This is a genomic window from Pauljensenia sp. 20925_1_34 (genome assembly GCF_041432775.1).
In the GTDB taxonomy this organism is placed as follows: domain Bacteria; phylum Actinomycetota; class Actinomycetes; order Actinomycetales; family Actinomycetaceae; genus Pauljensenia.
Genome location: NZ_JAPWAG010000011.1, coordinates 60,883 through 79,882, shown reverse-complemented (window position 1 = coordinate 79,882; position 19,000 = coordinate 60,883). Strand labels below are relative to the sequence as shown.

Annotated in this window: 18 protein-coding genes and 1 pseudogene; 12 read left to right on the top strand and 7 right to left on the bottom strand. The window is 66.9% G+C overall.

From position 1 onward, the window contains the following. Positions 1 to 1,109: pseudogene (locus O3669_RS06125) on the bottom strand (hypothetical protein); the annotation flags it as partial. A 258-nt stretch (positions 1,110 to 1,367) separates the two neighbouring features. On the opposite strand from O3669_RS06125, the gene O3669_RS06120 reads away from it, so the two are divergent. From O3669_RS06120 to O3669_RS06110, 3 genes are all read left to right on the top strand, one after another. Next, positions 1,368 to 1,955 (top strand): GNAT family N-acetyltransferase, encoded by a 588-nt coding sequence (locus O3669_RS06120; protein ID WP_314770128.1) that lies wholly within the window; start codon positions 1,368 to 1,370, stop codon positions 1,953 to 1,955. Positions 1,956 to 2,102: 147 nt separating this feature from the next. Then, positions 2,103 to 2,567 (top strand): MerR family transcriptional regulator, encoded by a 465-nt coding sequence (locus O3669_RS06115; protein ID WP_314770129.1) that lies wholly within the window; start codon positions 2,103 to 2,105, stop codon positions 2,565 to 2,567. A 285-nt stretch (positions 2,568 to 2,852) separates the two neighbouring features. Continuing rightward, a complete protein-coding gene (locus O3669_RS06110; RefSeq protein ID WP_295968128.1) occupies positions 2,853 to 4,346 on the top strand; it encodes a glutamine synthetase family protein in 1,494 nt (497 codons plus the stop codon). Positions 4,347 to 4,408: 62 nt separating this feature from the next. Here the strand turns inward: O3669_RS06110 and O3669_RS06105 are convergent, their stop codons facing one another. Genes O3669_RS06105 through O3669_RS06095 form a run of 3 tightly spaced genes read right to left on the bottom strand, consistent with a single transcriptional unit; the run spans position 4,409 to position 6,887 of the window. Beyond that, positions 4,409 to 5,410, bottom strand: a complete 1,002-nt coding sequence (locus tag O3669_RS06105) for a hypothetical protein (protein ID WP_371524028.1) — start codon at positions 5,408 to 5,410, stop codon at positions 4,409 to 4,411. After that, positions 5,407 to 5,985, bottom strand: a complete 579-nt coding sequence (locus O3669_RS06100; protein ID WP_371524027.1) for a 1-acyl-sn-glycerol-3-phosphate acyltransferase — start codon at positions 5,983 to 5,985, stop codon at positions 5,407 to 5,409. The genes O3669_RS06105 and O3669_RS06100 overlap by 4 nt, the downstream gene beginning before the upstream one ends. Before the next feature lie 47 nt (positions 5,986 to 6,032). After that, complete coding sequence (locus O3669_RS06095; protein ID WP_371524025.1) at positions 6,033 to 6,887, bottom strand: D-hexose-6-phosphate mutarotase; 855 nt, start codon at positions 6,885 to 6,887, stop codon at positions 6,033 to 6,035. A gap of 227 nt (positions 6,888 to 7,114) precedes the next feature. Between O3669_RS06095 and typA the strand changes: the two genes are divergently transcribed. After that, positions 7,115 to 9,034: a translational GTPase TypA gene (typA, locus tag O3669_RS06090; RefSeq protein WP_371524024.1), complete on the top strand. Its 1,920-nt coding sequence runs from the start codon at positions 7,115 to 7,117 to the stop codon at positions 9,032 to 9,034. A 26-nt stretch (positions 9,035 to 9,060) separates the two neighbouring features. Here the strand turns inward: typA and O3669_RS06085 are convergent, their stop codons facing one another. Continuing rightward, positions 9,061 to 9,387 carry a 2-hydroxymuconic semialdehyde dehydrogenase gene (locus tag O3669_RS06085; RefSeq protein ID WP_371524023.1) on the bottom strand — a complete coding sequence of 109 codons (327 nt, stop codon included), beginning with the start codon at positions 9,385 to 9,387 and terminating at the stop codon, positions 9,061 to 9,063. A gap of 53 nt (positions 9,388 to 9,440) precedes the next feature. Here O3669_RS06085 and fdxA point away from each other — a divergent pair, with 53 nt between their 5' ends. Both fdxA and dapC read left to right on the top strand, forming a co-directional pair. Then, on the top strand, positions 9,441 to 9,782 hold the full coding sequence (gene fdxA / locus O3669_RS06080; RefSeq protein ID WP_295919357.1) for a ferredoxin: 342 nt from the start codon (positions 9,441 to 9,443) through the stop codon (positions 9,780 to 9,782). Positions 9,783 to 9,801: 19 nt separating this feature from the next. Continuing rightward, positions 9,802 to 10,947, top strand: a complete 1,146-nt coding sequence (gene dapC, locus O3669_RS06075; protein ID WP_371524022.1) for a succinyldiaminopimelate transaminase — start codon at positions 9,802 to 9,804, stop codon at positions 10,945 to 10,947. 64 nt (positions 10,948 to 11,011) lie between these two features. On the opposite strand, the gene dapD is transcribed toward dapC, so the two are convergent. Beyond that, complete coding sequence (gene dapD / locus O3669_RS06070; RefSeq protein ID WP_371524021.1) at positions 11,012 to 11,968, bottom strand: 2,3,4,5-tetrahydropyridine-2,6-dicarboxylate N-succinyltransferase; 957 nt, start codon at positions 11,966 to 11,968, stop codon at positions 11,012 to 11,014. A gap of 44 nt (positions 11,969 to 12,012) precedes the next feature. Continuing rightward, on the bottom strand, positions 12,013 to 12,711 hold the full coding sequence (locus O3669_RS06065) for a nucleoside triphosphate pyrophosphatase (protein ID WP_371524020.1): 699 nt from the start codon (positions 12,709 to 12,711) through the stop codon (positions 12,013 to 12,015). Between the two features lie 228 nt (positions 12,712 to 12,939). Between O3669_RS06065 and O3669_RS06060 the strand changes: the two genes are divergently transcribed. The 6 genes from O3669_RS06060 to galE all read left to right on the top strand — a co-directional run bounded on the left by O3669_RS06060 (position 12,940) and on the right by galE (position 18,969). Further along, positions 12,940 to 13,974: an adenylate/guanylate cyclase domain-containing protein gene (locus O3669_RS06060; protein WP_371524019.1), complete on the top strand. Its 1,035-nt coding sequence runs from the start codon at positions 12,940 to 12,942 to the stop codon at positions 13,972 to 13,974. A 98-nt stretch (positions 13,975 to 14,072) separates the two neighbouring features. Then, the gene (locus O3669_RS06055; protein WP_295919367.1) at positions 14,073 to 14,750 is read left to right on the top strand and encodes a response regulator transcription factor; all 678 of its coding nucleotides are present in this window, start codon (positions 14,073 to 14,075) and stop codon (positions 14,748 to 14,750) included. 23 nt (positions 14,751 to 14,773) lie between these two features. Beyond that, positions 14,774 to 16,102 carry an ATP-binding protein gene (locus O3669_RS06050; RefSeq protein ID WP_371524018.1) on the top strand — a complete coding sequence of 443 codons (1,329 nt, stop codon included), beginning with the start codon at positions 14,774 to 14,776 and terminating at the stop codon, positions 16,100 to 16,102. Between the two features lie 33 nt (positions 16,103 to 16,135). After that, positions 16,136 to 17,290 (top strand): 5-(carboxyamino)imidazole ribonucleotide synthase, encoded by a 1,155-nt coding sequence (locus O3669_RS06045; RefSeq protein ID WP_371524017.1) that lies wholly within the window; start codon positions 16,136 to 16,138, stop codon positions 17,288 to 17,290. A 67-nt stretch (positions 17,291 to 17,357) separates the two neighbouring features. Next, positions 17,358 to 17,912, top strand: coding sequence for a 5-(carboxyamino)imidazole ribonucleotide mutase (purE, locus tag O3669_RS06040; RefSeq protein ID WP_371524016.1), 555 nt, complete (start codon positions 17,358 to 17,360; stop codon positions 17,910 to 17,912). A gap of 61 nt (positions 17,913 to 17,973) precedes the next feature. Next, positions 17,974 to 18,969 carry a UDP-glucose 4-epimerase GalE gene (gene galE / locus O3669_RS06035; protein WP_371524015.1) on the top strand — a complete coding sequence of 332 codons (996 nt, stop codon included), beginning with the start codon at positions 17,974 to 17,976 and terminating at the stop codon, positions 18,967 to 18,969. Positions 18,970 to 19,000: the final 31 nt, after the last annotated feature.

The window sequence follows — 19,000 nt, the reverse complement described above, 5'->3', positions numbered from 1 at the left end:
GCCTCGGGCTTGAAGCGGGGGAGCTTGACGGTGAGCATGCCCGGGTCTTTGGGCGCGTCGGCAGCAGGCGCCTCGGGCGTCTCGACCGCACCGTCCTGCGGCCAGGAATCAGTGACGGCCGGGAACGATGCGTCCGCGCCGCGCTCGGCGGAGGGCCGCGCCACGGCCTCGTCAGGAAACACCGTCAAAAACTCGGTCTTGTCGCCGGGCAGGTCTCCCTGCTCAACGGTCTCCAGCAGCTGGGTCTTGTCTTCGGGCAGGCCCCGGTCCTCGAAAGTCTCCAGGATTTGCGTCTTGTCCGCGGGGGAGTTTTCGTCGCCGAAGGTCGTCAGGAGCTCGGTCCGGTCCCCCTGCATGGGCACATCGGCCTGCGCGTGCGTGGCGGCCGCACCTCCGAGCGCGCCGGACTCAGCGAACCCGGGCTGGGGTGCCACGTGCGGCTGGCCCTGGGGAGCAGGCAATCCCGGGTTATCCGAGAACATGCTCATGAGTGTCGTCACCGACTGGTCTGGGGCGCCGGCGGGCTGCGCGGGCTGGCCCTGAGAGGCCGACGCGCGACGACCGAAGCCGAAGCGCTTCTTCTGCGCCTGCTTCGGTGCGCTCTGCGGCGGCGCCTGAGGGGCGCTCTGCTGGGTCGGCACCGGGCCTGCCTGAGGCTGCCACACGAAACCGGTCTCGCGCGGGGTCAGGTCCGCGGACGGGGATTGCGCGGGCGCGTCCGACGAGGCCGGGGCGGGAGACGCTGAGGCCTCGGGAGTGAAAACCTGAACAGGCGGCGTCGTGGGTGCGGGCAGAACGGCGGAATCCTGCGACTTGTGGGCGCGCTTTGAGCGCTTGACGTAAATGAGGACGACAATCGTCACGACGACGGCGATGATGCCGACGATCAGCGCGATGAGCAAGGCGAGAGACGGGGAAGAATCCGACGCGTCCGCGGCCGCCGCCGACAGCGTTGTGAGGCCATTCGCGCTGTTCGCCAGGTCGGATGGAACAGATAGGGGCGCGGCCGCGTAGGTCCCGACAGTCGGGGCCGACACAATGAACAGGGCCCCCAGCGTTGCGCACAGGGTGCGGAAAAGTCGCATGCAATCCTCCTGACGATTGGTCACTCGATTATCGTCTGTTCGAGCGCTCAAAGCAACGAGGAAACAGTGCGCCGAGATTATCTGACCGAATGTCAAAGGAATGAATGGCGTCTGTCAAAGGCTGGAGGGGTTAACTGACAAGGTGCGCGGGGGCTCTTTCGCGTAGGATGACGAGTGTCTACCTACAGTCAGGTTTTCGATCCAGCTGCGAGGTGTTATGACGTACGATCGAGGAGGGGCGCTGTGAAGTGTCGACCTGCGACAAACGCAGATATCCCAGAAATGACACGCATTATCACGGAAGGGTTCTTGGATTATCCCTTCCATGTGATGCTTCAACCCCATCTCTACCGCGCGGAGCATTACCCGCAATGTCTGAGCCTGCTCAATCGCATGATGGCGAAAGCCTACGTGGAGTACAGGAATGCCCTCGTTGTCGAGCATGAAGGGGACGTCGTTGGCGTCGCGCTCATGCATGATCGGCCGATCGGCTTCTGGCCTAACTTCTTTGCTGGCGGTTATCAGCTCTTCCGCTACGGGACTCCTCGGCTGCTCATGGACTTTTCGGATGCGGCCGACCTTGGCGATCAGTACGCCCTCGATGCGGGTGACTTCGACTGGTATCTCGAGATCCTCTCGGTCGACCGGCGCATGCGGGGTCGGGGCGTGGGGCGTTGGCTTGTCGCCAAGGTGCTTCCCGACTTTGTGGCAAAGAGAGGCGGGCGCGCGTATGGGTTCGTGACATCGACGGAATCCAACGCGCGTTTCTATTTGAATGGCGGGTGCGAGCTCCTGGATCGTGGGAGCACGTCTCTGAGGGGGCAGACCTGTCCGATCTGGGCCTTTCAGAAGGAAGCGAAGCTGCTCTGAGTGAGCGAAGGTTAGTCAGTATCGCCGCTGCTGCCTGAGCCCTCGTCGGGCGGTCGCGCATGATCTCTTTGCGCAGGTCGCGGCGCGTGATGCACGTCCCCTGGTTCCGTTTGACTTCAAGGACTTGAGGTCTTTTAGGGTGAAGTCATGGCAGGAACAGGCTCCGGGCGCACGTACTCTATTAAAGAGGTAGCGGCGCTTGTTGGCCTACCCCCCTCCACGCTGCGCTATTACGAGGAAGTTGGCGTCATCCCTGCCATCGCTCGCGATCCTTCCAGTGGCCACCGTATCTACACGGAGGGTGACCTGGAGTTGCTGACGTCGGTCGCGTGCCTCTCCGCCTCTGGTATGGCTATTGCTGATATGCGCGAGTTCGTGCGCTCGGGGTTGGGTGGCGATCGGGATATTTCCGAATTCATTTCCCTTCTTGAGCAGCAGGATGCGCGCCTCCAGGAGGAGGCGCAGATTATCGAGCTGCGACGTGAGTTCTTGCGCACAAAAGTTGAGTACTGGCGTGCGATCAAAAGTGGGGATGCGCTAGAAGCTGAGCGCTTGGATACTCGAGCCCGTGAGCTCGCTGAGCGCCTGAAACTCTGGACCCCTCGGTCATAAGGACCTAGTGGGGTGGGTTCACCGCCTGCTCCGAACCTCGCCCCGCTAGGGGGCACAGGGCCGCGTGCCGTATTGGTACGCGGCCCTTACTCATGCCCGATGCGCACGCCAGTAGGGGACGGTGTGGCCGCGCTCGGCTCTCTCGCCTTCGATGAGGGGAATAGCTTGCACGCGCGGTGGAACGCGGCCTCGACGAATTCGAGGGAGGCGGGGTCAGAACTGTTGAGTGTGGGCCATGTGTGACATAATCATGTGAAACAAGTCATTCTCAATGAGGAGTGTGAGATGCTTTCGACCGACACCGTCTCCCTCAACCCGAACCCCCTCGTTCAGGCGCTCGGAAAGCCTGCCAAGGAGTTCACGAAGGCTGACATCATCGGCTATATCGAAGACAATCGGATCTCGATGGTGAACCTTCGCTACGTCGGTGGGGATGGGCGCCTCAAAACCCTCAATTTTGCGATTCAGTCCAAAGCGCACCTCGATCGTGTCCTCACGCTCGGCGAACGCGTCGACGGATCCTCCCTGTTCAGCTTCGTCGAGGCGACCTCCTCGGACCTCTACGTGGTCCCTCGCCTGTCGACAGCCTTCCTGAGCCCCTTTTCGGTGCTGCCCACGGTGGAGTTCCTGTGTGGCTTCTACGACGTGAGCGGCGCGCCCCTCGCCTCGGCACCGCAGGAGATCCTGCGCAAGGCCCAGCGCGCCCTCCAGGCGCAGACGGGTGCCACCCTGGAGGCGCTCGGCGAGCTCGAATACTACCTGTTCTCGCCGGAGGACACCCTCTTCCGCGTCGAACCGCAGCGCGGCTACCACGAGTCCGGCCCCTTCTCGAAGTGGGAGGACGTGCGAACGGAGACCCTGGCACACCTGGTGAGCATGGGCTGCGCCGTCAAGTATGCCCACTCGGAGGTCGGTAACTTCGTTGCGGACGGGCGTCAGATGATCCAGCAGGAAATCGAATTCTTGCCCGTGGACGTGTGCGACGCGGCCGATCAGATGGTGCTGGCCAAGTGGGTGCTGCGCAAGGTCGCCCACTCCTATGGAATCGAGGTGTCTTTCTCGCCCAAGATCGCGGTGGGACAAGCCGGTTCCGGCATGCACTTCCACACCCGCCTCGTCAAGGATGGGGTTAACCAGTTCTCCACCGGATCCGGCCTGACCGAGGACGCGCTCAAGGTCATCGGAGGCTACCTCTCCCACGCGGCCTCGCTGACCGCCTTCGGTAACACCGTGCCCACGTCGTTCCTGCGCCTCGTGCCCCACCAGGAGGCACCGACCGCGATCTGCTGGGGCGATCGCAACCGCTCGGTCCTCGTGCGCGTGCCCCTCGGATGGCAGAACATCGACGACTCGATGTTCCGCGACGCGAACCCGGGGGAGCCTCCCATCGCGAACCTGCCCAATGATTCCCAGACCATCGAGCTGCGCAGTCCAGATGGCTCGGCTGCCATCCACCTGCTCCTTGCCGGTATTACGGTGGCCGCGCGCATCGGTCTGACGCGCCCGGGCATGGCGCAGTTCGCGCGTGCGCGCAAAGTTGACGGCGACGCCTCGCAGACCCCGGGGCTTGACCAGCTTCCCTCCTCCTGCTTCGAGGCCGCCGGTCGCCTGCTCGCCCAGCGCGACGATTACGAGGAGGGCGGCGTCTTCCCGGCCGGTCTCATCGACTCGTGGGCCGGGCGCCTGGTGGACCTGGGCGATATGCACCTGCGCGACGACCTGGCCGACTCGCGCGTCTCAGTCGAAGAGCTCGTCGAGCGTTACTTCCACATCGGGTAGCAGCACGGCCCCAGCCTCGAAGGGACGAGGCCGGGGCCGCCGTGCGCCGAGCGCGCACCTCATCAGGGGGCCGGGGGAGGCGGCGCGAAGCGCTGATCGACCCTCGGCGCCGGGGGCGCGTCGACGGGGGAGTGGTCCGGTGTCGGGGGCACGTCCGAGGGAGAAACGGCCTGCGGCGCCGGGGGCGCAGCGGCAGGGGGAGGCTCCGGGGCCGGCCGGTCCGAGATGGGAACGGGGGCGGCGTAGGGGGCCGAGGCCTCGTCGGCTCCCATGGCCAGCTGGCGCTGGGCGGCGCGCATTGCCGCGTCATGCTCGAATTGCGCGTCGGCCGCGGCGCGGCGAGACCTGGCGGACCAGCGCACGAGTGCACCGACAAGGGCGAGGGCGAGGACCGCGCCGGTGATCCCCGCAATCATGGCCAGAGACGAGCGCGAGGAACCCCCGCCTCGTTGCGAAGAAGCGGTAGTGGACACCGGAGCAGTGGGCGAGGGGGAAGGAGAAGCGGCCAGATCCGCCGCGTCCGGGCTGACCGTGCCCACCGCACTGACGTCATCGCGCACATTCGTCCACGTCACCGTGGACGCGTCCGTCCGCGTGGACGCGCCCGCGGAGGAGATGACGCCGCCGTGGGAGGCCTCCACAATCTCGGAGGCGTGAGCCACCAGCGTCACGGACTCGATCGTGGCAACCGCCTCCGGGGAAGAAAAACCCTCCAACAGGGAGGCGGAAACAGAATGAAAATGGAACACGCCGCCATCGTCGACCGTCACGATCTCGGCGCCGGCATCCTCCAGCACCCACGTGAAGCGGCACCCCGCCACGCCATCGACGTCAACCGACACGGTGGAGGATGCGCGCGCACCCGTGCCCATCGACTGGCACTGCTCGCCGAGCAACGGCTGGCTCGTCGACAGCGTCACCTCGTGTGTCGCGCTGACGCCCGGCGTGACGTCGTAGACCTCCACAAGGTGGATCGGGGTCGCCTCATCCGCGAAGGCGGGCGCCCCGAGCGCGCACAGCGCGACCGTGCCCACCGCGCAGGACAGGATGCGGGCGAACCTCACGCGGCCTCGTCCTCGGCGCGTAGGCGAGGAACCGACGTCTTGGAGGGCTTGACGCCCACCTTGTCCGCGTAAAACGCGCGGATCACGTCCATGTCGGCGCGCACGTCGCCCGTCAGACGATACGTCGGACCCCAGCCGAACGTGCGGGTGTTGCGGTCGATGAAGCCCAGCTGAATCGGGACGTCCGCCTCCATGGCAATGCGGTAAAAGCCGGACTTCCAGAACTCACGCGGCGAGCGCGTGCCCTTCGGAGTAATGCACAGGGTAAAGGAGTCGGACTCGCGGATACGCTGCACGACCTGCTCGACCAGGCCGTGCGCGGCGCTGCGCTCCACGGGAACCGCGCCGATCTTCTTGACGAACCAACCCAGCACCGGGGCCTTGACGACGGAATCCTTCACCAGGAAGGAGAACGTGCGCCCGGACTTCCACATGGAAATCGCCATGAAGACACCGTCCCAATTCGACGTGTGCGGGGCGCCGATGACGATGACCTTGTCCGGCAGGGGCTGCGTGGACAGCTTCCACCGGGAAAGAGACAGGTACGCGGACGCGATCGCTGAGGTGAGAGCCATGGGGGCCTTTCTGGTCGGAGCTGCCATCAATCCTACCCGCGCCCGCCTCAGTTGATCGTCTCCACGGCAAGGGTCTGCGTCATGATGTGGGGGTGGCCCGGCCACAGCGTCAGCGCACGCTCGCGCACTGCGGCGGTCTCGACGCACACGAAGTTCTGCCATTCGCCTTCGCCCACGTCGCTCATGCCAGCCGCCCCGGCCGACCAGGGATTCCACACGATCGTCGAACCCGAGCCGTTCTTGTCGACGATGATGCGCCGATCAAGCTTCGGATCGATCACCTGAACCTGCTGGGTCGTTGTGTACACGCGGTCCGTGAATCCCACGAAGCTCAGGTCCCCGCACTGCGTGGAGTAGCGGCCTCGGACTTTATCGAAGTAGCGCTCGCCGTCCAGGCCCTCAACCGTCACGTCCTTGACGTCGCCGACCCGCAGGTAGGTGTGCATGGCGGCCTCGATCGCGAAGGGGTGGTCGTCCTCGTTCGTCAGGGTCAGGGTCATGTTCAGCTCGGAACCCGCAAGGACGTCCAGGCGCGCGCAGAAGGAATGAGGGTAGAGCGCGGAGGTCTCGCCCGTGTGGTGCAGCTCGAAAGAGAACGAGGCCGGGGCGTCGTTCGCGGGTTGCGTGGAGGCCAGGAGCGTCCACGTCGAGGTGCGTGCAAAGCCGTGGGCGCCGGCTCCCGGACCGGGACGCGACGGGGAGTCCTCGGGGCTGCCAAACCAGGGCAAGCACAGGGGAACGCCGCCGCGGATCGCCTTCGTGCCGTCTAAGACGGCGCGCGAGGACAGCCACAGGACGTCCTCTTCATCCGTTGGGCGCCACGACAGGAGGTGGGCACCGAAGGGGGTGATCTGCGTTGAGGAGGAGGGAACGGTTGCTGAGAGGGTGGCGATATCGCTCATAGTGATCAGTGAAGTGCATGGATAGTTTTGCAGCAAATAGACCGAATGGTCCAGGTGGGTGGGTAGATGACGTGGTGGATGTCGCAGGGTGGCGTGCGCATTGGCCCTCCGTATGCCGATATTCTGGAGAGGTATGTGCGTGGAATCGGTCAGTCGGCCGAATGTCCAAGGGGCTTCTGTGCCCCATCACACGCAATAATAGGTGTCCACATTTGAGGAGTCCAGATATGTCCACGCGTCCCGACCTGCGAAACGTCGCGATCGTCGCGCACGTCGATCACGGAAAGACCACGCTGGTTGACGCAATGCTCTGGCAGTCCGGAGCGTTCTCCGAGCGCGACACGGTCGAAAAGACCGGCGAGCGCGTCATGGACTCCGGCGATCTCGAGCGAGAAAAGGGCATCACCATTCTCGCCAAGAACACCGCCGTCCACTACACCGGCCCCGCCGCTCAGGACCTGGGCCTTCAGGACGGCGTCACCATTAACGTCATTGACACCCCCGGTCACGCCGACTTCGGCGGCGAGGTCGAGCGAGGCCTGTCGATGGTTGACGGCGTCGTCCTCATGGTTGACGCCTCCGAGGGCCCGCTCCCTCAGACCCGCTTCGTGCTGCGCAAGGCCCTCCAGGCCCACCTGCCCGTTATCGTCGTCGTCAACAAGGTTGACCGCCCCGACTCGCGTATCGACGAGGTCGTCTCCGAGACGACCGACCTGCTGCTCTCCCTGGGTGAAGACCTCATGAACGAGGGCATCGACATCGACGTGGACTCCCTCATGGACGTCCCCGTCGTCTACGCCTCGGCCAAGGCCGGCAAGTGCTCCCTGGACAACCCCGGCGACGGCCAGCTGCCCACCGAGGACCTCGAGCCCCTCTTCGAGACCATCCTGAACCGCATCCCCGGCCCCAGCTTCGACGAGGACATGCCGCTGCAGGCCCACGTCACCAACCTGGACGCCTCGCCGTTCCTGGGCCGTCTGGCTCTGCTGCGCATCCACAACGGCACCCTGAAGAAGGGCGCCGACGTGGGACTTGCCCGCCACGACGGCACCATCCAGCGCGTGCACATCTCCGAGCTGCTGGCCACCGAAGGCCTCGAGCGCGTGTCCACCGACTCCGCCGCCCCCGGCGACATCGTCGCCGTCGCCGGCATCGAGGACATCATGATCGGCGAGTCCCTCGTCGACCTCGAGGATCCGCGCCCCCTCCCGCTCATCACCGTCGACGACCCGGCCATCTCCATGACCATCGGCATCAACACCTCGCCGATGGCCGGTCGCGTCAAGGGCGCCAAGGTCACCGCCCGCCAGGTCAAGGACCGCCTTGACCGCGAACTCATCGGCAACGTGTCCCTGAAGGTCCTGCCCACCGAGCGTCCCGACGCCTGGGAGGTCCAGGGCCGTGGCGAACTCGCCCTGGCGATCCTCGTGGAGCAGATGCGCCGCGAGGGCTTCGAGCTCACCGTCGGCAAGCCGCAGGTCGTCACCAAGGAGATCGACGGCGTCCTCAGCGAGCCGATGGAGCGCATGACGATCGACATCCCCGAAGAGTACCTCGGTGCCATCACGCAGCTCATGGCCGCCCGTAAGGGCCGCATGGAGACCATGGCGAACCACGGCTCGGGCTGGATCCGCCTGGAGTTCGTCGTCCCCGCCCGCGGCCTCATCGGCTTCCGCACGCGCTTCCTCACCGAAACGCGCGGCACCGGCATCGCCTCGTCCATCTCCGAGGGCTACGCCCCCTGGCAGGGCACCATCGAGCAGCGCCTCACCGGCTCCCTCGTCGCCGACCGCGCAGGCCAGGCCACCCCCTACGCCATGACGAACCTGCAGGAGCGCGGCTCCTTCATCGTCGAGCCCTCCTCCGAGGTCTACGAGGGCCAGGTCGTGGGCGAAAACCCGCGCGGCGAGGACATGGACGTGAACATCTGCCGCGAGAAGAAGCAGACCAACACGCGCAGCGCCACCGCCGACGTGTACGAGTCGCTGACCCCCTCGCGCAAGCTCACCCTCGAAGAATCCCTCGAGTTTGCGGCCAACGACGAGTGCGTCGAGGTCACCCCGGAGGCCGTGCGCGTGCGCAAGGTCGTCCTGGATGCCCAGGAACGCTTCAAGATCGCCGCTCGCGAGCGCCGCGCCAACCGCTGAACCGACGGGGGACGCCCCGCCGCCCGCTACAGGGACGGCGGGGGAGGCACCCGCTTACCCGTCACCATCGTGCGGGCATCCACGCGAACCGGCCCCCGCCTCGTCGCCACGGTGACGTGCGTGGGTGCCACCTCGAGCGCCTCTCCCAGGGCGTCGTGCAGCCCGTCGCTCAGGCGATACCGGATCACGATTCTCTGACCGACCTCAAAGCGCATCCACGGCAGGTCGGGAATTGCGCGAGGTGCGCGTGTGGAAATTTGCTCGTGCGCCCCATCGGGTCCCCGCTGGTCGATCGGCGGCATAGCGCCGTTTTCTGCGGGACCGTGGGCGGTGGGTGACTCGGGGCTGCTCATACGTGAATAATAGATACTAACGAGTCTTTAGAACTGACCAGGAGGAACGTCTCATGACCTACGTCATCGCGCAGCCCTGCGTGGACGTCAAGGATCGCGCGTGCGTGGACGAGTGCCCCGTCGACTGCATCTACGAGGGGGAGCGCTCGCTGTACATCCACCCCGAGGAGTGCGTGGACTGTGGCGCCTGCGAACCCGTGTGCCCCACCGAGGCCATCTTCTACGAGGACGACCTGCCCGAGGAGTGGTCGGACTACCTGCGCGCCAACGTCGACTTCTTCAACGAGCTGGGCAGCCCCGGCGGCGCCCAGAAGACCGGCGTCCAGGACTACGACGACCCGATGATCGCCGCCCTGCCGCCTCAGAATGAGGAATGGAAGGCCGAAAACCTCTGACAGTCGATAGGGTAGGGGCATGAATCTTCACCTGCCCCGCCCCCTTGACCTGCCCGAATTCCCCTGGGATCAGCTCGCGCCCGCGAAAGAGCGCGCAGCTGCACATCCCGGGGGAATCTGCGATCTGAGCGTCGGCACGCCCGTCGACGATACCCCCGCGTTCATCCGCGAGGCCCTGGCGGATGCGTCCAATGCGCACGGGTACCCGACGGTGATTGGCACCACCGAGGTGCGCGAGGCCATCGTGGCCTGGGGCAAGCGCCGGGGCATGGTGGACGTGGGCATGAACGGCGTCATCCCCACGATCGGCTCCAAAGAAGCCGTCGCGTGGATCCCCTTCCTGCTCGGCGTGCGCCCCGGCGACACCGTCCTGGTCCCCGAGGTCGCCTACCCGACCTACGACATCGGCGCCCGCCTGGCCGGGGCCACCCCCGTCGCCGTCGACCCGACGGATCCGAGCAGCTGGCCGGATGCCGCCCTCGTCTACCTGAACTCGCCGGGCAACCCCGACGGGCACGTCATGAGCACAGACGAGCTGCGCGCCGTCGTCGCCTGGGCGCGCTCCCACGGCGCCGTCGTCGTCTCCGACGAGTGCTACGCCGCCCTGCCCTGGTCGGAGCCCTACGTGAGTGAGGGTGTGCCCTCCCTGCTCGATACGGACGTGTGCGAGGGCGACGCGAGCTCTCTCCTCGTCCTGTACTCGCTGTCTAAGCAGTCGAATCTCGCGGGCTACCGCGGTGCTCTCATCTACGGCGATCCCGCACTGGTTGCCCCGATCGTCAGCGTGCGCAAGCACTCTGGACTCATGGTGCCCGCCCCCGTCCAGCACGCGATGGCCGTCGCTCTCAATGACACGGAGCACGTCGAGCGCCAGCGTAGCGTCTACGCCGTGCGTCGCGCCCTCCTCCTCGAGGCGCTGACTGACGCCGGCCTCGACGTCGACCCCGACAGTGCCGCCGGCCTGTACCTGTGGGTCGCCGACCCCGCCAACCCGACCGACTCGTGGGCGCTTGTCAACCGCCTGGCTGAGCTCGGCATCCTCGTGGCCCCCGGCGACTTCTACGGCACGGCAGCCCACGGGCGCGTCCGCGTGGCCCTGACCGCCACCGACGAGCGCATTCAGGCGGCCGCCAGCCGCATCCGCGAGGCTTGGTCCGCCCGCTAACGAGCCACCAACGGCGCGAGGCCGGGACGCAGTGCGCGCCCCGGCCTCGTGACGATTGCCGACGTCAGTTCGACGCGTGCAGTGCGTCGTTGAGCTCGATGCCCACCACGCCCGCGCGGGCGATGGCCTCGATGCGGCCGGTCTGGGAGTTGCGGCGGAACAGGATGTTCGACGCGCCCGACAGGTCGCGCGCGGCAATCGTGCGCGGCTCGGCCTCACCAGAGGAATCGATGAGCGTCACCTTCGCGCCCGCGGTCACGTACAGGCCCGCCTCGACGACGCAGTCGTCGCCCAGCGCGATACCCAGGCCCGAGTTCGCGCCCAGCAGGCAGCGCTCGCCCAGGCGCACGCGCTGCTTCCCGCCGCCCGACAGGGTGCCCATCGTGGAGGCGCCACCGCCCACGTCCGAGCCGTCGCCGATGACGACGCCCTGCGAGACGCGGCCCTCGACCATCGAGCGGCCGAGCGTCCCCGCGTTGAAGTTGACGAAACCGGCATGCATGACGGTCGTGCCCTCGGAGAGGTAGGCGCCCAGGCGCACGCGCGTGCCGTCGGCGATACGGACACCCGACGGCAGCACGTAGTTGACCATCGGCGGGAACTTGTCGACGCCCTGCACGGTGACGGGGTGGCCGTCGCGGGCGCGCAGGCGCAGGCGGGTGGCTTCGAAATCGGCGACCGCGCACGGGCCCGCATCGGTCCACACGACGTTGGGCAGCACCGCGAAGATGCCGTCCAGGTTGATCGTGTTGGGCGCCACCAGGCGGTGGGAGAGCAGGTGCAGACGCAGGTAGGCGTCCTCCGTGGAGGCGGGGGCCTGCGTCAGGTCAATCGTCGTCGTCGTGACGACCGTGCGCACGCGGCGCGCATCGTCCACGCGCTCCAGGAGAGCCAGCGAGGTCGCCAGCTCCTCGTCGCTCCCGGGCTCGCCCAGGTGCGGGGCGGGGTACCACGTGTCGAGAGTCGTTCCATCCAGGGTGATCGTTGCGAGGCCGACGCCCCATGCAGTGCTGTTGTCCATGCCCCTACAGTACGGGGCTGACGCGGGTCGTTTAGAAGTGAAACTCAGGGGCGCGGCGCATCCCACAGGTCCGGCCAGAACACGCCCAGCTCCGTGGCCATCGCACGCAGCAGCGGCAAGGAGATGCCCACAACAGAGTGATAATCGCCTGTCACTCCCTCGATAAACGGGCCTCCCAGGCCATCGACCGTGAAGGAGCCTGCGACGTGCAAGGGCTCGCCCGTGGCCACGTAGGCCTCAATCTCGGCATCCGAGATGTCGCCGAAGTGGACGAGAGTCGACGCGGAGCGCGTCACGGACGCAGTGACGACGCGCGTGTCACCGTCCTGCGCGGACGAGGCCGGGGCCAGGATCGCCGCGCAGTGGCCGGTCCACAGGGTCGCGGTCGTGCGCCGCATCGCCGCGATGCGCTCGCGGGCGACTTCGGGGGTGTGTGGCTTGCCGAGCATCTGGCCCCCGATTTCGAGCATGGAGTCGCAGCCGACGACAAGGACGGGCTCACCGTCGGGCAGGTCGGGGCTGTTGCGCGCCAGGGCCTCGCACACGTCGAGGCACTTGGCCGCAGCGAGTGCGCTCACTTCGTCTGCGGGGGTGGTTGCGGTGCCCGAGAACGCGCGGCCCCCGGGAAGGGCGGCCAGGACCGCGTCCTCGTTGACGGTGGACACTCGAACGAGTGGCGTGATGCCCGCCGCGATGAGCGTTGCTCGGCGGGCGGGGGAAGCGGAGGCAAGAACGAGGCGCATAGGCTCATTGTGGACCATGGCAGCTACGGGGCGCAGTCAAGCTGAAAATTGGTGCAAAAAACCGGGTTGTTGCAGGTAAACGTGCAAATGGCTGGTGCAAAACAGATTAGTCTACTACAATTGTCTGTATCTGGGGTCATGTGCCAGTGTGACCTTGAAAAGTGATCTACTATACTGATTGTTCGCTGATGTGGTGTTGAGTCAGCCTGACTTGAGGAGGGATTCGCGATGGATGATCGTGCGGCATCGTTCCGTGCAACTCCCGATGACCTCACCGCAACCAGCTACGTTCCTCAGCTGCTCGGTGGTCATCTCACTTACTCCGCCCGCGACCTCGCAGAGGCGACGGGCACTCCGATCGACCGCGTCGTGCAATTCTGGATCGCCCTGGGCTTCCAGGCTCCCGATCCGGACGAGCAGATGTTCTCCCAGCGCGACCTTGAGGTCCTGCACAAGTGGCACGATCTCGTCGAGTCGGGGGCCATCGACACGGCTACGTCTCGCTCGCTCCTGCGCGCCAATTCTCACCTGGCTGACCGTCTCGCCCTGTGGCAGTACGAGGCCCTGGTTGAGGACTCGTCGCGCCGCCTGATGCTGGACGATACGACGGCCCGCATGTACGTGCTCGACCATATGCGCGAGTACATCGACGTCTTCCAGGAAATGTTCGTCTACTCCTGGCGTCGTCAGCTCGAGGCGACCCTGTCGCGTTTCGACCGTGAGGTCTCTCAGCGCGGGCACGAGGAGCGTCATAGTCGCTTCCCCCTCAACCGCTGCCTCGGTTTCGTGGACATGGTCTCCTACACCTCCTCCTCCACGATCCTCGGCGATTCCCTGGTGGGCCTCATCGAGCGCTTCGAGGAAGAGAGTCGGACCGCGGTCATCGAGGAGGGCGGGCGCGTCGTCAAGATGATCGGCGATGCGGTCCTGTACATCGCCGATGATCTGCCGACCGGCCTGCGCGTGGCGACCGCCCTGATCGAACGCTTGAATGCCGACGATGAGATGCTGCCCGTGCGCGCCTCCTTCGTTCGTGGCGACGTGTTTTCCCGCTCCGGCGACGTCTTCGGTCCGACCGTCAATCTCGCGTCTCGCCTCGTGGACATCGCGCCGGTCGGTAAGATCCTCACCGACCCCGCTACGGCTGCTGCGATCGCCGCTGGTAAGGGTGGTGAGGGCTACCGCCTCGAGGAGTTCCCGACCGCAGACTTGCGCGGTTTTGGGCCGGTGTCACCCTACCTTCTCTCGTCTCGCGTGGCCTGAGTCGACCTGTCTCACACCGTTGATATCGGCGTCCGGGCGGGACGCCGATTTGGTCAAGAACGGTGAAAGTTTTGGTTCGGAATTGCTAAGATGAGCGCGTGACTACAGTTCTCCTCGTTGAAGACGATCCGGCTATCTCCGAGCCCTTGACCCGCGCTCTGGGCAGGGAAGGGTACGACGTGCGCGCGCACGCCACGGGCGCCGAAGCACTCGCCGACATTCGCGGCGTCGACCTGGTTGTTCTGGACCTGGGCCTGCCCGACATGGACGGCCTGGACGTGGCCCGCGAGGTCCGCGCCTCCGGCAACCGCGTGCCGATCCTGATCCTGACTGCCCGCACGGACGAGGTCGACATGGTCGTCGGCCTGGACGCGGGCGCCGACGACTACGTGACCAAGCCCTTCCGCCTCGCCGAGCTCCTCGCCCGCGTGCGCGCCCTCCTGCGCCGCCAGGTCGCCGAGCCCGCCGAGGGCGAGCTGCGCGCCCAGGACGTCCGCATGGACGTCGCCGCCCACCGCGCCTTCGTCGGCGACGTCGAGCTGAGCCTGACAGCCAAGGAGTTTGACCTGCTGCGCGTCCTGCTGCGCGAGGCCGGCTCGGTCGTCGCACGCGACACCCTCATGCGCGAGGTGTGGGGCTCCGATCCGACCGGCTCGACGAAGACCCTCGACATGCACGTGTCCTGGCTGCGCCGCAAGCTCGGCGACGACGCCACCGACCCGCACTACATCACGACCGTGCGCGGGATGGGCTTCCGCTTCGAGAGCGCGCGCTGATCCGTCACTAAAGGAGGGGTGCCATGCGCGCACGCGCGGTGAGGATGATTGTGTCCGTCGTCGCCGTCGTGTGCGTCGTCATGGGCGTGCCCGGCGCGTTTTTTGCCTCGGTAGCCATCTGGACCTCCGAGCAGAACAGCCTCGAGGTATCCGCTCAACGCGTCGTGCAGAACATCGACCGGCGCAGGGCGGCGGGGGAGAGGACCGACAAGGAATCTGTGGCTCCGCTCGTCTCCGAACAGGCCGAGGGCGGTGACCAGATCAGCTACCGCATCATGGTGCCCGGCGAAAACCTCATCACCAATGAGACGCAGCCGACCGGGCGTATCCTCTCCGCGTTCGCCGAGTCCCCCAGCGGCGTCAGCGTGCAGCTGACCTCATCGGCGTCGGTGGCGACCACTCGCATCCTGTGGGCGTGCGGCATGTTTGGGGCTGGCATGGCCGGGTCCATGCTGATCGGCTGGCTGATGGCACGCTCCCTGTCGCGTTCCCTGTCCGCTCCGCTCATCTATCTGGCCGCCCAGGCCGAGCAAATCGGCTCGGGAGGGGTGCGCGCCCGCGTGGAGCGCTCGGGCATCGAAGAGATCGACCTGGTCTCCGAGGAACTTGTGCGCACCGGCGAGCGTATGGCCGGACGACTGGCCGCGGAACGCCAGGCGGCCGCCGATGCCTCCCACCAGCTGCGCACCCCGCTCACCGCGTTGTCGATGCGACTGGAGGAGATCGAACTCATCTCCTCCGAGGAAGAGGTGCGCGCAGAAGCTCGCACCTGCCTCGAACAGGTCGAGCGCATGACGAACGTCGTCTCCGAGCTGCTGGACGTGTCCAAGCGCGAGAGTGGCGGCTCCACCGAGGCCATCCACATTCTCGAAGTCTTTAACACCGCCCGCGAGGAGTGGGAGGACCAATTCGAGGCCGCGGGACGGCCCCTCGTCTTCCTCGACGAGGCCGAGCGCCCGATCCTGGCCGACGCTGGCAAACTCGGACAGGTGCTGGCCACCCTCATCGAGAACTCCCTGCGCTACGGCGGGGGTACCACACGCGTGTGGGCGCACGCAGGCTCCTCCAAGCGCGGCGTCGTCATCGAGGTCAGCGACGAAGGGGAGGGCATCGACGAGGCCCTGGCCCCCGTCATTTTCGAAAAGGGTGTGTCTGGACACGGTTCGACGGGCATCGGACTGGCGCTGGCCCACGACCTGGCTCAGGCGATGGGCGGCCGACTGGAGCTCAAGTCCAATACTCCTGCCGTTTTCACGGTATCCGTGGCCGCGATTCCGGCCTCGCTGGACCCCGATCGCGTCATGCCCGAGGGGCCGCTCATTTCCATGGGACGTCGGTCGCGGCGCTTCTAAGAGCGGGGTAGATTGGGAGGCGTGGAACGCGATATGTTGACTCCTCCCACCGTTGCCGTCATTGGCGGCGGACAGCTGGCACGCATGATGCAGGAGAGCGCGATCGCGCTCGGTATTAATCTGCGAGCTCTCGTCGAGGCCGAGAACGGGTCCACCGGACAGGTGACCGTTGACAAAGCCGCCGGGATCCCCGCCGACCTGGACGCGGTCAGCGCCCTCATTGACGGCGCAGACGTCCTCACCTTCGAACACGAGCACATTCCCGCCCAGACCATGGAAGAGGCGGGCCGCGTCGTGTCCGTCCAGCCCCCGGCCAGTGCGCTCCTGTACGCCCAGGATAAGCTGGAGATGCGTGCGCGCCTGAGCGAGATGGGAATTCCCTGCCCGGCGTGGGCGCGCGTGGCAGACGCGGCCGAGCTGGAACGCTTCGGGGCGGTCATCGGCTGGCCCCTCATCGTCAAGACCCCGCGCGGCGGCTACGACGGCCACGGCGTCGCGGTCGCCCACAGCCCCGCAGACGTCGAGTCCTGGTGGGGAAGCGGCCCCCTCCTGGCCGAGGCCATGGTGCCCTTCACGGGCGAGGTGGCGGCCCTGCTGGCCCGCACGCCATCCGGCGAGATCGCATCCTGGCCCGTAGCCTCCACCGTTCAGGTGGGCGGCGTGTGTGCCGAGGTCACGGCCCCCGCCGTGGGTATCCGCCCCGAGACGGCCGCTGAGGCTCGCCGCATCGGCGAACGCATCGCCGCCGAGTTGGGCGTCACCGGCGTGCTCGCCGTCGAGATGTTTGTCGTCGGTGAGGGCACGGACGAGCGCGTCCTCGTCAACGAGCTGGCCATGCGCCCCCACAACACGGGTCACTGGACCATCGATGGGGCCGTCACCAGCCAGTTCGAGCAGCACCTGCGTGCCGTCTTGGACCTGCCGCTGGGCTCGACCGACCTGAAGGCCCCCGGCTCCTACTCCGTCATGGTCAACCTGCTGGGTTCCGCCTACAGCCAGCCCGCGCGTGCCCTGGCCGACGCGTTTGCGGCCGGGGGGCCGGGAGCGAAGGTCCACCTCTACGGCAAGGACGTGCGCCCGGGACGCAAACTCGGCCACGTCACCGTCGTCGACAAGGATCCCGGCCTTGCCCTGACGCGCGCACGCGCCGCCGTCGACGCCCTCAAGGGCTCTTCAGCCACCGACTAACCCACCACCGTGCGCGGTCGAGCGGCCAGGCCGCCCCGGCCTCGTCCACCTCCCGAAAGGACACGTCATGACCACCGACCTCGACATCCAGCTCACGGCCACTGGACGCGCCCCACTCGTCGGCGTCGTCATGGGATCGGACTCGGACTGGCCGACCATGGAACCCGCCGTCGCCGCCCTGACCGAGTTTGACATCGCCTGCGAGGTCGGCGTCGTCTCCGCCCACCGCATGCCCGAGGACATGGTCGCCTACGGCAGGAGCGCCTCGGAGCGCGGCCTGCGCGTCATCATCGCCGGAGCGGGCGGGGCCGCCCACCTGCCCGGCATGCTCGCCGCCCTCACCGAGCTGCCCGTTATCGGCGTGCCCGTTCCCCTCAAGCACCTCGACGGCGTCGACTCCTTGCACTCCATCGTCCAGATGCCCGCCGGCGTGCCTGTCGCGACCGTCTCGATCGCCGGTGCCCGCAACGCCGGCCTGCTCGCCGCACGGATCCTCGGAGCGGGCGAGGGAGCGCGCGCGGAGGGCCTGCGCGCCTCCATGCGCGACTTCCAGCAGAGCCTGCGTGACGTGGCCAGCGCAAAGGGGGCTGTCCTCGCCCATCGCGTCGCCGAGGACTACTGACAACCAACCACAAGCTGCGCGCGGGTGGGCGCGGGGGCTGTGCCCGTCGTATCCTGAACCCATGAGCATTCTCGTTTGTGGCGGCGCCGGCTACATCGGCGCCCATGTTGTCCGCCTCCTGCGTCAGCGCGGGGATCGCGTCGTCGTCGTCGACGACCTGTCCACCTCGAACGCCGCCCGAGTCGGGGATACGCCCCTGGTTCGCCTCGACGTCGCCACGGACGAAGCGCGATCGACCCTGTCCAACCTCATGATGGACGAGGACGTCACCGCGGTTATCCACTTCTCCGCGCGCAAGCAGGTCGGCGAGTCCGTCAAGCGTCCCGCCTGGTACTACCAGCAGAACATCGGCGGCATGGCAAACGTCCTGGCCGCCATGGAGGACGCCGGTGTCGACCAGATGATCTTCTCGTCCTCGGCCGCCGTCTACGGCATGCCCAACGCCGAAATCGTCACCGAGGACATGGCCGGTCGCCCCATCAACCCCTACGGCGAGACCAAGCTGATCGGCGAGTGGATGATGGCCGACTGTGAGCGTGCCTGGGACCTGAAGTGGATCGGCCTGCGCTACTTCAACGTCGCTGGCGCCGGATGGACCGACCTGGCCGACCCCGCCATCATGAACCTGATCCCCATGGTCCTCGACCGCCTCGAGCGCGGGGAGAGCGCTAAGATCTTCGGCGCCGACTACGACACCCCCGACGGCACGTGCGTGCGCGACTACATCCACGTCATGGACCTGGCCGAGGCCCACATCGCCGCCCTCGACGTCCTGGCCGAAGGCCGCCAGCCCGACCACCACACGTACAACGTGGGCACCGGCCTGGGCACCTCCGTCCAGGAGATCATCGACGGCCTGCGCCGCGTCATCGGCTGGGACTTCCCCGTCGAGGTCCTCGAGCGCCGCGCTGGCGACCCGCCCAAGCTCATCGGTGATCCTCTCTCCATCGGCGTCGACCTGGGCTGGAAGGCCAACAACGGCCTCGACGAGATCCTGACCTCCGCCTGGGAAGGCTGGCAGGCGGGCCCGCGACCCATCACGGTGCCCGGCGCCTGACGGCCTTTTCTCCGCCTGACAAAGCCCCGGC